The organism is Paenisporosarcina sp. OV554 (assembly GCF_003058165.1).
Taxonomy (GTDB): domain Bacteria; phylum Bacillota; class Bacilli; order Bacillales_A; family Planococcaceae; genus Paenisporosarcina.
Window position 1 is genome coordinate 53,616 of the sequence record NZ_QBUC01000021.1, and the last position, 13,741, is coordinate 67,356.

Sequence of the window (13,741 nt, forward strand, 5' to 3'; positions counted from 1 at the left end):
GGAAAAGCTTTTTATATCGATACTGGTTTTCTGCAAGGAGTGACAATTCATGAGCAATACAATGATGATTTCAAATTTCACAATTGCTGATTCAACAAAGGACAGTTTTGTTGGAGACATTTATATAGAAAATGGCAAAATTAAAGAAGTTGCAGCTTCTATAGAAACAATGGCAGATATTCAAATTAATGATGATGGTAGAAAGTGGATTATCGTTCCTGGATATATTGATGTGCACATTCATGGTGCTTCCGGTTTTGATGCAATGGACGCGACACCGGAAGCACTGAATGGATTGGCAAGCGCGCTTCCTTGCGAAGGCACTACCAGTTTTTTGGCAACGACAATGACACAATCGAATAACGCAATTTCAAAAGCCTTAATTAATGCCAGTCTTTTTCAAGCGGAAGACAATCAAGCAGAAATGCTAGGCGTTCACTTGGAAGGCCCTTTTATTTCGCCAGACCGAGCTGGTGCGCAACCACTCGAACATATTGTTAAACCTTCTATTTCTCTTTTTAAGGAATGGCAAAAACTAAGTGGAAACCGCATTAAACTTGTAACGATTGCTCCTGAAATAGAGGATGGGCTAGCTTTTATCGTAGAACTTAATGAAACCGGAGCAATTGTATCAATTGGACATTCGGATGCATCAGCGGAAATTATAAGCAAAGCGGTTGAAGCTGGTGCTCGTCATGTCACGCATTTATACAATCAAATGAGCCCTTTTCATCATAGAGAACCAGGTGTAGTTGGAGCATCTTTGTTAGAAGATGATTTAACGGTTGAACTGATCGCCGATTATATTCATAGTCATCCGAAGGCACTAGACTTTGCCTTTCGTCAAAAAACAGCACAACGCATTATTCTAATCACGGATGCGATGCGGGCGAAAGGGCTCCAACCTGGAATTTACGATTTAGGTGGGCAAAATGTCCTTGTTAGCAATAATGAAGCGCGTCTTGGTGATGGAACGCTCGCGGGAAGCGTTTTGACAATGGAAATTGCAACGAAAAATATGAAGTTCGCTACTGGTTGCACATTATCTGAAATGGTGGCAATGACATCAACAAACGCGGCAAAACAGCTTGGCCTTTCGAATAAAGGAAGGATCGAACCTGGAAAAGACGCGGATTTGACCATCATTGATGAAAACTGGAATGTGCAAATGACCATTTGCAGAGGCAATATAGCATATACAAGGGAAGAGATAGTATGGAAGTAATCCTAGTTGAAAATTACTCTGAGCTGAGTGAACGGGCGGCACGTATAATAGAAGAGCAAATCTATAAAAGCGACCGTTCGATACTTGGACTTGCGACAGGTTCGACACCGCTTGGACTTTACGAGAAATTGATTGAAGGTTACAAAAGACGTGGAGTTTCCTACAAACATATACACTCGATCAATTTGGATGAATATCTTGGTCTAGATAAAAATCATCCAGGAAGTTTCCATACATTTATGTATGAGAACTTATTTAAAGATATCGATATCCCGATGGAACACATACAAATCCCAGATAGTCTGCCCAGCTCAGTCAAAGAAGAATGCAAACGTTACGACCAAGTGATTGACAGCCTTGGTCCAATCGATCTACAAATACTCGGAATTGGATCGAACGGTCATATCGGATTTAATGAGCCAGGATCGGATCCAAATAGTACAACCCATGTCGTCGAACTTGCTCAATCTACTCGAAAAGACAACGCACATTTTTTCGGTTCGCTTGAAGAAGTACCGACTCATGCGGTAACGATGGGTATTCAATCAATATTAAAAAGCAGAAGAATTCTTGTATTGGCTTCTGGTAAACGAAAAGCTGAATCGGTTCAGCGCTTGTTAAGTGAAAATATTAGCGAGAATTTTCCAGCATCCCATCTGTGGACACATGATGATGTAACGCTTATCGTCGACCAAGATGCATACAAGTTGGTGAGCCAGAAAGGCAGTGAAGAAGTTGCTCGATAAACATTCTCCAGTACCAATGTATGTCCAAATCGAAGAACATTTAAAGCTCCGAATTCAACAAGGTGAATTTTCAATAGGAGCGGCCATCCCTTCCGAACGTGAGTTAACGGAAATGTTTGGTGTTAGTCGCATGACTGTACGTCAATCCATCACGAATTTGGCGAATAGTGGGCTACTTTATCGGGAAAAAGGACGTGGAACATTTGTTGCAGCGCCAAAAGTTGAACAGCCTCTCAGTGGACTTACGAGCTTTACGGAAGATATGCTTGCGAGGGGATTGACGCCGAGCAACGTACTAGTTGGTTTTGAGAAAATGATTCCTGAGCTGGATATTGCACAAAAGCTCAAGTTAGGTGAAGGGGAAGAGGTTTTCCTCGTTAAACGAATTCGATATGCTGACGAAAAACCAATGGCTATTGAAAAGACGTATCTTCCTGTGAAGCTGGTTCCTAAACTCAATAAAGATGCGTTAAATGGCTCACTTTACTCCTTTATCGAAAAGGATAAACAAATGACGATTGGTCATGCCATGCAGCGAATGGAAGCAGCGTTAGTAACAAAAGAGGATTCGAATTTTCTTCAAATTAATATGCCGTCCGCCATTTTAATTATCGAACGGATTAGTTACTTAACGAACGGACTCCCTTTTGAAATCGTTCATAGCACATATCGAGCAGATCGTTATCAATTCCTTAGCGAGATTCGGAGGTAATGGGCTGAATCGTTGATGAATAAAGTCGTCGAACCCATGTATCACAATGAACTATTAATTCGGGAGTTAATTAGATGAAAAAAGAAGTAAAGATTAGAAAGAAAAAAGAGGGTATTCTTAAGTGGATATTCGATGAAATTCGAGATTCAGTCATGTTTGAAGTAGCTTGGAGAATCTTATTTTTCATTCCAAGAATGATCATACTTTTCATTCGGAATTTATTTTAATGTTAGGATAAACAAGAAGAAGGCTAGCATAGCATTAAAAAAGGACACCAATTCACATGTGAATTGGTGTCCTTTTTTGAGTATTAACTGAAACCTTGATTCCATTCACTGAGGATGACAGGTTTCCAGTGCGGTTAGGATGGTTTACCTGCTGCACAATGTTCTAGAGAACAATGAAGATGGGCTTGTGACTGCGTCACTCGCCCAACTCTCTTTTTGTAGATCCTGTGGCGGGTGTGCATCCTTCGCTCCCTTGTAACCTGGGAGCACGCTGTAATTTTGGTTTGGATTACTATAGAATAGAAGGTTTCTTTAAGTAGATGTTCGCCCGAAGATGCTATTTCGGCCTCTTCCTGCTTTTTATTTTGCTAAGTTTAGGAATGCTGTTGATATCAAAAATAAACGACAGAGTGCATAAAAAGAGGGAATCGGCTCCCTTACTATTCAAACACAATTTAATGGAGTTTATAGAAAAGCTATTATTAAAGAATGCTGTTGATATTGAAGAACAAACGAAAAAGCACATTTGCGCCTAGCATGCCGCAAGAGCGTGAAGAATGAGACCCACAAGTATGTGGTTTTCATACTTGTTGGCTCATGCGAAACGTTCGGCTAGCGCAAATGGGCGATAAAAAGAGGGAATCGGCTCCCTTACTATTCAAACACAATTTAATGGAGTCTATAGAAAAGCTATTATTAAAGAATGCTGTTGATATTGAAGAACAAACGAAAGAGTACATTTGCGCCTAGCATGCCGCAAGAGCGTGAAGAATGAGACCCACAAGTATGTGGTTTTCATACTTGTTGGCTCATGCGAAACGTTCGGCTAGCGCAAATGGGCGATAGACGACAGTATCATTTAACAGAGCTTTAATTTTTTAAGTGTTGAACCACTTGATGTGTATCGATTATTCGTTCATAAATTTCTTGTCCGCGTTTAGAGCATAAGCCTACAAACAACGCATCAATAATCGCAAGTTGTACAATACGGGCTGTCATGGTGCCGATGCGGATATTATGTTCTTCTTCAGACATTGTTAAAACAAGATCAGCTAGTCTGCGAGCAGGTGAGGGACCATTTTGAGTAAGCAAAATGCAACAAACATTCCGTTCTTTAGCAATGGTTAACATGTCGACAACTTCTTTGGTTTTTCCTGAAGTAGAGACGACAAAAATAACATCTTTTTTTGTCGCGTTGGCGGTCATTACCATTTGTAAATGACTATCATCTGAACGAAAGACATTGACGTTGATTCTAAGTAATTTTTGAGCAAAATCACGGACTACGACAGCAGATCCCCCTACACCGTAAAGATAAACACGTTCTGCTTTGTCAAGACGATCGATGGATTCAGCCAGAGTTTTAACCGAAATCATTTTTTCTGTATTTTGGAGAGCTTGAATCGAATTAAATATTACTTTTTGCATAATAAGTTTCGGGTCGTCTCCTAGTTGAAACGGAGAATCCACCATTTCTGGTGTCCCCACACCTGTTGTATGAAGCTCTTTAGCAAGTTCTAGTTTCATTACTTTAAAGCTATGGATACCGATGCGTTTACAAAAACGAATAATCGCCGCTTCACTACTTTGACAGGCATCAGCAAGTTTTTTTGTAGTCATCTCCATTACTTGCGAAGGGTTTTCCAAAACATAATTTGCGACCTTTATTTCGGCATGTGTGAAGTGCTCTAGGTTCCGCTCTATTTGTTTTAGAACAGAAAAAATAGACATCTCTTCCTCCTATGTGGACGTAATCGAACCTGTTGTATTTCTTCTAATTATATAGAGGGTAACTAGATTTCGCCAATTTCACTTCGATTAATATTAAACTCTTTTTAGTGAAAAACGATGTCCAGCTTTAATGAAATCTAGTAGAGGCAAATCATCTTTAATCACTTGTCCCACAACATTCACTGCTTCATTTTTTATTAACGATGTTTTGGCAATTTGAAGTTCCCCTTGATAGCGACCATAAAGTTCGTTATCAACCGTAATTGCCCCTTTTGCACGAGCGATTTGATTCCTCGCACGAATTGGTTCTCCAAGCTTTTGTGCAAATGGTCGGGCTCCTTCTGAACGAATGACATCACGTGCAGGATCAAAGCGATTACGATGGCTTAAGCGAAGCAAGCTATCAGTTTGACTGACATCGATGAAAGATTCATAGCGCAATAGAATTTCATTATTTTGATAAGCTTTAAATTGATTTACTGATGACAGGCTAAGGGATGGATCTCCAATGAGGATACCATCTACAGGATGTTTGTTTACAAGAGAAAGGTACGACGCTAGTGGTGACAAGTTGCGGTGATCTTCTAGTGTTGGCAGACCTTTATATAAAGGCCCTCTTAATTGTCCATCTCCTGGTATAAATGCCACCGTCTTTAAGCCTTTTTCTTTGAAAAAACGATTTTGTTTATCAAACCAGGCAGCTTCCAATCCTGTTTCAGGGCGTGGGTAATAATTGTGCCACACTTCAGCATTATTTTTCACAAGTCCTAATGCAAAAAGTTCTTCCAACCATTCAGGTGTTAGGGTGCTTGCATTTAGTGCAACGGGCATATAGTGTGAGATATCCGCAATCACAGCTGATTCAATGCCATAATCCATTCGAATACCACTAACACCCCAATCAAGTAACGTGCGGGACTCTTCCCATTGTAATCCAAGCGTAGTCATTGAATGGGTGGACATATCCACATAAAGTTCCATTCCACGTGATTGCACTTGAGACCCCAGTGTTTGAAGTGCTTTTTTATATAAAGTAGAATCGTCCTCAGGAATGTGTAAAGAAGTAAAGATTGTTGTTCCATCCAAACCTGAAATAACATCAAGATAAGATTCTTGTTCATGTTCTTCTTGTTGTCCTAAAAAAACAGATGCACCAATCATTCGATTTCCTCCATTTAAAGAATAATAAAAGGGCAAGAGTCACCTCTTACCCTTCCATTCTAGTAATCTAAGTTATCAGCCATTTCCTCTTTAAATCCAAATAAATACGTGAAGATAAAGCCAAATGTATACGCAACGACAAGCCCTAGGAAATAAAGAAGGTATTTATTGTCATCGATTAACGGGATGAGTGAAAGACCCGATACCCCAATTCCACGTGCAGCTGTATCCATAAATGCTTGGAACGCTCCACCAACCGCGGCACCCATACAAGCAGTTATAAATGGGCGACCAAGAGGTAACGTAACACCATATAATAATGGTTCTCCTATTCCTAAGAAACCTACTGGAAGAGCTCCTTTAATCGTCGTACGCAAACGACTGTTTTTCGTTTTCACGTAGATAGCAATAGCAGCACCAACTTGACCTGCTCCACCCATTGCTAAAATGGTTAATATAGGGGTGACTCCAATTGTGTTGATGAATTCCATATGAATAGGTGTTAACCCATGATGGAGTCCAACCATAACTAGTGGCAAGAAGAAACCTGCGAGAATAGCCCCCGCAAATACGCCGCCTATATCTAAAACATACATAATTCCTTCTGTAATGCCTGTTGATAACAATCCACCGACTGGTTGAATGATAAATAATGTTGCAAAACCTACTACTAACACCGTTATAAGAGGAGTTAAAATAATATCAATTGAATTAGGTACAATTTTGCGTGCTGAACGTTCTACGACCACCATAAACCATGCAGCTAAAATGACTGCGATTAAGCCGCCTCGTCCGGGGACAAGTGGTTCTCCAAATAACGTAATGGTGGCAAGTGCTGGGTTAATAATAATGATCCCCGCAATGGCACCAAGTGCAGGTGTTCCACCAAATTCTTTTGCCGTGTTCCAACCCACAAGTACGCCTAAGTAAGCGAATATTCCTCCACCAAGGAATAGTAAAATCGCCATCCATGTTTCTTCTGGATTTACACCCGCATTACGCGCAAAGTTGGCAGCACCATTGATAATACCTGATGCAACAAGCGCAGGAATAAGAGGGATGAATATATTTCCGACCCTTCTTAAACCATTTTTAAGTGGCGTGCTGTTCTTCTTTTTCAAAGCTGCTTGTCGATCTTGTGCTGTTACATTTTGATTACCTGCAACTTCTCCCACGCGAAGCCCGGTTTCTTTGCTAATTTCATCAGCAACTTTGTTAACCGTTCCAGGTCCTACGACAATTTGAAGTGTATCATCTTCTACAACGCCCATAACCCCCGGGATTTGCTTCAATCCTTTAAGATCCACAAGAGATTCGTCTTTCACATTCAATCGAATTCTTGTCATACAGTGGTTCAGTTGAATAATGTTTTCTTTGCCGCCGACTTTCTCCATAATAGAATGAGCTAATTGTTGTTCCTTCTTCATCCAAATACCCCCTTTATGTATGTAATTCATTTACTCCATTGCTTTTCGAACAAACCCCTCAGCAGAATCTAATCGTTCGACTGATTCTTCATAAGTCATTCCTGTTAATATCATCACAATCGCTACTTTGACATTTTCATTAGCTTGATTGTAATAAGATGCAGCTTTTTCCTCGTCCACACCAGTTGCTTGAACAATCATGTTTTTTGCACGATGCTGAAGCTTTACATTTGAGGCTTTTACATCAACCATTAAATTTTGATACACTTTGCCAAGACCAATCATGACTGAAGTTGAAATCATGTTAAGTACAAGCTTTTGTGCGGAGCCCGCTTTTAAACGAGTGGAACCTGTTAATACTTCTGCCCCCGTGTTAATCTCAATCGGATGCTCAGCTGCTTTACTAATAAGGGCATCAGTATTACATGAGATGCTCGCTGTTAATGAACCCTGTGTCCTTGCATACTCCAATCCTGCCCGAACATACGGTGTTCTTCCACTAGCGGCAATGCCAATGACAGTATCTTTTTCCGAAAGGGAAATCGCAGCCAAATCATCTGCTGCAAGTGTTTCTGAATCTTCAGCACCCTCAATGGCTTCAAGCAATGCTTTTTCACCGCCAGCAATAATCCCAACAACTAATGATGAATCCACTCCAAAAGTTGGTGGACATTCAGCAGCATCCAGTACTCCTAAACGACCACTTGTACCCGCACCTATGTATATGAGTCTACCACCCGATTTCATGCGTTCGATGGTCTGTGTTATTAAAACTTCCAACTGAGGAATAACCTCATTAACAGCTATTGGAACCGTCTGATCTTCTTCATTCATTTTCTGTAAAATCTCACGAACGCTCATACTATCTAAGCCTTCCGTGCTAGAATTGCGTTGTTCCGTAGATAAACTTTCCAAGTTCATAAGATCCCCACCTCCTAGTTACTTGTTTCCTCAATAGTATGCGCTTACAGAAATTAAAATTCAATATTATTCTAATATTTAGTGAATTTAAATTTCATTTTTGTGTATTTACATAGATTTAAACAATTATCATCGTATTTATGGGATCCAAGTTGACGGAGTGATGCTCCAGGTTGACGAAGTGGTTCTCCAGGTTGTACAAAATGTCCATCTATCCTATTTTCCACAATTCCTAAACTAATTTTCGTGGGTGTTTACGTGATTAGTTCGCCAGGTTGACGGAGTGGCTTTCCAGGTTGACGAAGTGGCTCGCCAGGTTGACGAAGTAGCTCTCCAGGTTGTACAAAATGTCCATCTATCCTATTTTCCACAATTCCTGAACAAATTTTAAAGAGGCAGATTCATAATAATGGACTATAATGGGAAAACTAACATTATATACTCGAAAGTGAAATTTACTATTACACAGACCTAATATAAGGAGGAGTGACGATGTATATCCGAATTGAATGGATTTATAAAACACCTAAGGGGACAGAAGCGTCTTTTAGTTCCGAAGAAATGCCAGCAGCACATGCTTTGCTGATTGTCGAAGACATGGAACGAACGAAGCGCGTTAAAAACTTAACGTTGATCGACAGGTATGATAGCACGTGGACAGTGAAAGAATTGAAAGCCTATCTAAAAGGAATCGAAACCGAACCGCATAACGTCACAGTCTATTTTGATGGAGGGTTCGATCTTACGAGTAAAGCATCGGGTCTAGGGTGTGTCATTTATTACGAACAAAGTGGGAAGTCGTTCAGGTTACGGAGGAATGTATCTGCCAATGAACACATTTCAAATAACGAGGCCGAATATGCAGCACTCCACTTGAGCATTCATGAGCTCGAGCTTTTAAATGTTCATCATTTGCCAGTCAAATTCATCGGGGATTCCCAGGTCGTCATCAAACAAATGACAGAAGAATGGCCGACGCTCGAGAAAGACCTATCAGGATGGGCAGAGAGGATTGACAAAAAGCTAAAAGATCTCGGCATCCAAGCGGAGTACGAACTAGTACCACGAAAATCGAACGCAGAAGCGGATAGGTTGGCGACGCAAGCGTTGAATGGAATTGAAATCACGGCAACTAGTGAAGTGATTGGGGAGTAGTCAGGGAAGTCAGAGACGGTAGTTGGCAGATAAGGTTGAGTAGATGAATCGAGTTTTTTGTTGTCTATAACGAAAATTCATATTTTCTTTACTATAGAGGACTAACGTAACTAAATAACAACGAAAAAACAGACGTCTGAAGCGACGTCTGTTCTGTCGTGAACTATTTTAAGTTATCATCCTGAAATTTCACTATGATAAAATAAAGTAACTTATAGAGTGAAAAAGGGAAGTGATACTTTGGAGAAAAAACAGGCAGAAATCGTCAGTAATTATTTAGATCAGTGTAATGACTCTACTTCCACAACTTATGAAATACATAAATTATCAACACCAAACGATACGTTGCTTCAATTTCATCAATGGGCAAATAGAAAGCCGATTATTGCTGCTTATGAGGTATCTAGACTTGGTCATGACAGCTATTTTTTCTTATTCATTGATTGGCATCGCAATGATAACTATTATTTAGTCATTTATGCGCATGATAAATCTACGACCATTGCCGAACTTAACCGTACAATAGAAGAAGACGGCGTTACTTCACTTTCATAGACATATAACCCTCTAAAAAGAGACGGCAAAAATGATATAAGGAAATCGTATTTCATGCAAACCTTTGGGAATAAGACGATGACAATTCCACTACCCACATCAACTTTAGAAATTGAACCCTTCTTGGATCAACTATTCAAGCTTTGCCATAATCGTAAAAGGGCAGATCGGATAGTGGATGTTTTCGATTTTGAATGAATTGTTTTTGAAACCTTATCTGAATCGAAAGTATATATAAAATTACAGCCTTCGCACGCGACGCCTATTTGTTTTTTTGTAAACGGATGTTGAAAATACACTTCATCAAAACCACATACTTGGCATTCCATGATATGAAATTGTTCACGGGGACCAATTAGAACATTGAGGGAAATTTCAAAATCAAAATTCATCTTTATACACCTCGTATTCTTTTTCGAATATTATATCAAATTTTTAGTAAAAAAATATCAGTAATTTGTCATAGCTTCATAAAAAAGTTTCGACATATGTTTTGGAAATATGGACGGTTTCTTCCGTTTTTGTCGAATGATTGTATGGAAAGTATACGTACTGCGTTCATATCAGGAAAGTGAGAAGTCTCCATTAGAAAGGCTTTTGACGGAGCCAAAAGCAGTAATCAAGGTTTTAAGCACCCTGCATCTTTGGGTGCTTATTTTATTTGCCATGTGTTTATATATAAATTCTGTTTGTGTAAAGGCTGAAACCACTACGCATATAATACATGAAAGGGTCGTATTTAATTCTAATTGATAAAATTATTTATTACTGCAAAGTTGAGAAATTGTAAGGAGGAAAGGAATGTATTGTGGGATTTGTGGAAATGAGAATGATTCAAGTGCTAAATTCTGCATCCACTGCGGTAATCAAATAATAGAAATGCCTGATAAACCGAAAAGGCGAATACCATGGTTTTGGATAGCCATTTTCACTTCCTTATTAGCAGTAGGTGGTATTGGATTTGGTATCTTTACTGTTCTTAATCAACCTGAAAAAGTTGTTAAAGACGAGACATTAAGTCAAAAAGAACAAGTGCCTGTTGATGTAAAGAAAGACTCCGAAGAACAACAGCAAAATCAGAAGGAAAAGACGCAAATTATTAAGGAATCTCAGGGTCGTGTATATACGCTTTTTACTGAATCTGGTTTTGGTTCTGGTTTTTTATTTGAAGAGAAAGGCACTGTGGTGACGAATGCGCATGTCGTAGCTGGTTACACAGAGGTGGTTGTGCGCAATATAAACGGGCAGCAAACGACTGGTCAAGTGATTGGGATTTCCGATATCTATGATGTTGCTTTGATTCAAGTGGATGCTTATGCAGGGACAAAGCCTCTTGAAACAGAACCAAACGAAACCGTAATTGGTTCGGAAGTGATTGCACTAGGCAGTCCACAAGGCTTCGAAAACTCCGCTTCGATTGGTTATTTAACAGGACTGGACCGCTCGTTTGAATCGGATTTTCAATACGAAAATGTCTACCAAATAGATGCTCAAATTTCTCCAGGCAGTAGTGGGGGGCCTCTCCTAGATGCAATTACTGGAAAGGTCATCGGAATCAATTCTGCTCTTCTGTCATCAGATAGTTCCATTGGATTCTCAATTCCGTTCTACACGATGGAAGAACTATTAAGAAGCTGGTCAGATTCCCCGATGAGCCCAACCGAAGTGGAAAACGTCTTCTCGTTTTATGACGATTCTGCATATGATCCAGCAGAGTCTGAAGAGGCAGAAGCGTATTATGAGGAAAATGACGAACCTGATGTGGCAGTAGAATCGGAAGAACCAGATGAAGCCATTGAAGAGGAACCAGAAGAATCCCTAGAAGAAGATTCTTACTACTTTGATGAGATGGATCTGTCAGAGTTTACTTTGATTTTTAGAGATTACTATGAAATTGCACTTTTACATGAAGACTTTTATTTTATTGAGGATATGCTTTTATACGATAGTGAAGCGTATTGGGATATGTCTGATTACATTGATGAAATTACAGGATTAGGTATGGTATTTGACTTCATATCCAATGAAGTAACCGACATCGTAATTGAATCTGATCGTGCAGTAGTTAGCACTGTCGAAGTGTTTGATTTCATGGATGTCTCAGGTGAATGGACCACGTATGAACGTAGTAAGGAATATGTGATCGTTATTGTGGATGGAATGTATCAAGTATCGGATATTATTATTCATTAAGCTAATTGAAAAGAATGATTTGAAAGAAGGTAAGTGAGGACAAAATATTGAAGAAACCAAATTCAAGAGGGAAATCAAAAGAGGTGAAATGAATGAACATTTCACCTCAGAGTTTATTTTTTTTCAGAAGAATAACTAGCTGTAATACGTGAACTTTCAGTCATGCCAGAACGGGTGATCGACACGTATATTTTACCGGCTTTCAGTCCCAATTGTTTAATAGATAAACTAGCAGATGAACTTGTTGCCTGTTTTGTTGCGAGTAATGAACCTTTCGTGCTTGAGTTGAAAATTTTTACAGTATCGCCTTTTGAAATCCCTGTTATAGTTACAATGTCATTTTTCCCCTTATTATTACTAACTTTTACTTGTGATGCTTTTAGTGGATTCGATTTTTCCCCTTGAAATGATATGGCTACCCGAGCACTTTCTGTCATACCAGAACTGGTAACTGTCACGAATATTTTACTGGCTTTCAGTCCCAATTGTTTAATAGATAGACTAACAGATGAACTTGTTGTCTGCTTAGTCGCGAGTAATGAACCTTTCGTGCTTGAGTTATAAATTTTCACAGTATCCCCTTTTGAAATCCCTGTAACAGTTACAATGTCATTTTTCCCTTTATTATTACTGACCTTTACCAGTGATGCTTTTAGTGAATTTGATTGTTCTCCTTGAAATGATATGGCTGCCCGAGAACTTTCTTTCAAACCAGAACTGGTAACTGTTACGTAAAGTTTACTGGCTTTCAGTCCCAATTGTTTAATAGATAGACTAACAGATGAACTTGTTGCCTGTTTTGTTGCAAGTAGAGAACCTTTTGAGCTTGCGTTGTAAATTTTCACGATTTCTCCTACAGAAATTCCAGTAACAGTTACAATATCATCTTTCCCTTTATTATTACTGACTTTTACCTGTTTTGTACTTAATGAGGGTGTTTTCATTGAAATGTTAAATTCATAAGGCTTATCTTCAGAAGAGTAATAATCACTTAATACAAAGTAATAAGTTCCCTTTTTTAACGAAATATGAGTTGTGGCATATCCCGATACTAGTTCATCGCCATTAGTATAGATATCCTTATAAACGGTTCCTGCACTATTTTGTATATGTCCATTCCAAGAAGCTCCAGCTTGTTGCATTATAGATAAGGTTAAGTCCCCATCTTTTGGTACTGACAATTTAAAAATATCTTTATCAGAGCTATCATTTAAACTACCTTTATAAGGCTGGTTCAATGTCATAGTATTAGCAGTAGTAAGGTTATCGTTGTATTCTTTTTCATAATAATTACTTTCAGAGAAGCCTGCTTTTATTTCATAAGGTATATCTTCAGAATTATACTCATCTATAATTTGTATATAGTATGTTCCTTTTGGTAAACCAACTTGGGTTGAAGCGTAACCTTGAATTAGTTCACTGTTGTCTGTTCTAATATTTTCATAAACTTCACCTGAGTTATTAAGAATAGCACCATACCATGTCACACCATGATGTTGTTTTATAGACAAGGAGATGTTTCCGTCACTTGGTAGAGTTATTTTATAAATATCTGTATCAGAGCTATCTTTCAAACTACCTTTATAAGGTTGGTGTAAACGCTAATATAAAATTGACAGTTTCCGCTAAGATCCTTTTTACACTTTCGCCAAATAGAATCGAACTTCCAGTAAACTGAATGTATTCGT

At 38.9% G+C, this 13,741-nt stretch carries 12 protein-coding genes; 7 read left to right on the forward strand and 5 right to left on the reverse strand.

Annotated elements, in window-relative coordinates; all coding sequences use genetic code 11:
• The first annotated feature begins 49 nt into the window (after positions 1-49).
• The 4 genes from nagA (at position 50) to C8K15_RS20395 (ending at position 2,910) form a co-directional block, all read left to right on the forward strand.
• A complete protein-coding gene (gene nagA, locus C8K15_RS15620; protein ID WP_108587308.1) occupies positions 50-1,225 on the forward strand; it encodes an N-acetylglucosamine-6-phosphate deacetylase in 1,176 nt (391 codons plus the stop codon).
• Complete coding sequence (gene nagB / locus C8K15_RS15625) at positions 1,216-1,971, forward strand: glucosamine-6-phosphate deaminase (protein ID WP_108587309.1); 756 nt, start codon at positions 1,216-1,218, stop codon at positions 1,969-1,971. The genes nagA and nagB overlap by 10 nt, the downstream gene beginning before the upstream one ends.
• Entirely contained in the window at positions 1,961-2,683 is a 723-nt protein-coding gene (locus tag C8K15_RS15630) for a GntR family transcriptional regulator (protein ID WP_108587310.1), read from the forward strand. The genes nagB and C8K15_RS15630 overlap by 11 nt, the downstream gene beginning before the upstream one ends.
• Before the next feature lie 74 nt (positions 2,684-2,757).
• Complete coding sequence (locus tag C8K15_RS20395; RefSeq protein WP_158268335.1) at positions 2,758-2,910, forward strand: hypothetical protein; 153 nt, start codon at positions 2,758-2,760, stop codon at positions 2,908-2,910.
• Positions 2,911-3,780: 870 nt separating this feature from the next.
• On the opposite strand, the gene C8K15_RS15640 is transcribed toward C8K15_RS20395, so the two are convergent.
• From C8K15_RS15640 to murQ, 4 genes are all read right to left on the reverse strand, one after another.
• A complete protein-coding gene (locus C8K15_RS15640; RefSeq protein WP_108587312.1) occupies positions 3,781-4,641 on the reverse strand; it encodes a MurR/RpiR family transcriptional regulator in 861 nt (286 codons plus the stop codon).
• Between the two features lie 93 nt (positions 4,642-4,734).
• The gene (locus C8K15_RS15645; protein ID WP_108587313.1) at positions 4,735-5,802 is read right to left on the reverse strand and encodes a MupG family TIM beta-alpha barrel fold protein; all 1,068 of its coding nucleotides are present in this window, start codon (positions 5,800-5,802) and stop codon (positions 4,735-4,737) included.
• A gap of 59 nt (positions 5,803-5,861) precedes the next feature.
• On the reverse strand, positions 5,862-7,229 hold the full coding sequence (locus C8K15_RS15650; protein ID WP_108587314.1) for a PTS transporter subunit EIIC: 1,368 nt from the start codon (positions 7,227-7,229) through the stop codon (positions 5,862-5,864).
• Between the two features lie 30 nt (positions 7,230-7,259).
• The gene (murQ, locus tag C8K15_RS15655; protein WP_108587315.1) at positions 7,260-8,150 is read right to left on the reverse strand and encodes an N-acetylmuramic acid 6-phosphate etherase; all 891 of its coding nucleotides are present in this window, start codon (positions 8,148-8,150) and stop codon (positions 7,260-7,262) included.
• Between the two features lie 492 nt (positions 8,151-8,642).
• Between murQ and C8K15_RS15660 the strand changes: the two genes are divergently transcribed.
• The 3 genes from C8K15_RS15660 (at position 8,643) to C8K15_RS15675 (ending at position 12,053) form a co-directional block, all read left to right on the forward strand.
• Positions 8,643-9,305 (forward strand): reverse transcriptase-like protein, encoded by a 663-nt coding sequence (locus C8K15_RS15660; RefSeq protein WP_108587316.1) that lies wholly within the window; start codon positions 8,643-8,645, stop codon positions 9,303-9,305.
• Positions 9,306-9,545: 240 nt separating this feature from the next.
• Positions 9,546-9,860, forward strand: coding sequence for a hypothetical protein (locus C8K15_RS20905; protein ID WP_233260527.1), 315 nt, complete (start codon positions 9,546-9,548; stop codon positions 9,858-9,860).
• A gap of 801 nt (positions 9,861-10,661) precedes the next feature.
• Entirely contained in the window at positions 10,662-12,053 is a 1,392-nt protein-coding gene (locus C8K15_RS15675) for a trypsin-like peptidase domain-containing protein (RefSeq protein WP_108587317.1), read from the forward strand.
• A gap of 113 nt (positions 12,054-12,166) precedes the next feature.
• On the opposite strand, the gene C8K15_RS15680 is transcribed toward C8K15_RS15675, so the two are convergent.
• Positions 12,167-13,564 carry a hypothetical protein gene (locus C8K15_RS15680; protein ID WP_108587318.1) on the reverse strand — a complete coding sequence of 466 codons (1,398 nt, stop codon included), beginning with the start codon at positions 13,562-13,564 and terminating at the stop codon, positions 12,167-12,169.
• Positions 13,565-13,741 lie beyond the last annotated feature (177 nt).